This window comes from Rhodoferax sp. ZS1R8, from assembly GCF_056521325.1.
On record NZ_JBWMBA010000215.1, the window covers coordinates 1 to 1,024 of the forward strand.

Sequence of the window (1,024 nt, forward strand, 5' to 3'; positions counted from 1 at the left end):
GCCACCTGCGCATCACCGCGCCTGCGGGTTTTGGCCGCCGCCATGTGGCGCCTTTGGTGCCGCGCTTTCGCGAGCTGCACCCGGAGGTCACCATCTCGCTGAACCTGAGCGACCGTGTGGTGGACATTGCTGGCGAAGCCTATGACTGCGCGGTGCGCGTGGGGGATATGCCCGACTCGTCGCTGGTGAGCGTGCGCATGGCCGACAACCGCCGGCTGTGTGTGGCCACACCGGCCTACCTGAAGCGCCATGGCACACCACAGACTCCGGCCGATCTGTCGCGGTTCCATTGCCTTACCTTGTCCAGTGACGCCTCGCAAACCCGGGGCTGGGCGTTCAAGCACAGCGACGGGGCGGTGGTCTACCTCAAACCCGCCGGCCCGCTGGATTGCTCCGATGGCCAAGTGCTGCACGACTGGTGCCTGGCCGGTTACGGCATCGCCTGGCGCAGTACGTGGGAAGTGGAGTCCGAAATTGCCGCCGGCCAACTGGTGGCCGTGCTGGAAGACTTTGCCGCGCCGCCCAATGGCATCTACGCCGTGTTTCCCCAGCGCAAACATCTGCCGCTGCGGGTGCGGTTGTGGATTGACTTCTTGAAGGAGTGTTATGGCTCACCGGGGTTTTGGCGTGTGCTATCGAAAAAGTAGCAGTCTGCTGATGTAGCACGGGGGCTGTAAGCACTGTTGCGTGCATGCCGATTTTGGGCGGATTGAGGGTTCCAACGGTTGCGACTTCTGCATTTCGATGCGATGCTGCGCCACGCCCCATCCGCATCTGGCGGAGTACTCTTTGTCGTTGGAAGCAAAAAGCAATATGAACAACATTGTGTTGCCGAACCGAACGGATGCACTGCATGCGTCCGACCATCCGCCCGAGGTTGCCGACCTGATCGTGGCCTATATCGAGCAGCTGGGTGTGGAATACGTGTTTGGTGTTCCGGGTGGCGCTATCGAGCCGCTGTACAACGCACTGGCCCGCAGTGCGCGCCGTGGCGGCCCGCGCCACGTGCTGGCCCGCCATGAAG

The 1,024-nt window shown here is 62.8% G+C and carries 2 protein-coding genes; both read left to right on the top strand.

Annotation, left to right across the window (positions count from 1 at the left end; genetic code table 11):
- A partial coding sequence (locus AC097P_RS25090) for a substrate binding domain-containing protein (RefSeq protein WP_479613122.1) occupies nt 1-647 on the top strand: 647 nt, incomplete at its 5' end.
- Nucleotides 648-813: 166 nt separating this feature from the next.
- Nucleotides 814-1,024: thiamine pyrophosphate-binding protein (locus tag AC097P_RS25095; protein WP_479613123.1), on the top strand; the 211-nt coding region annotated here is incomplete at its 3' end.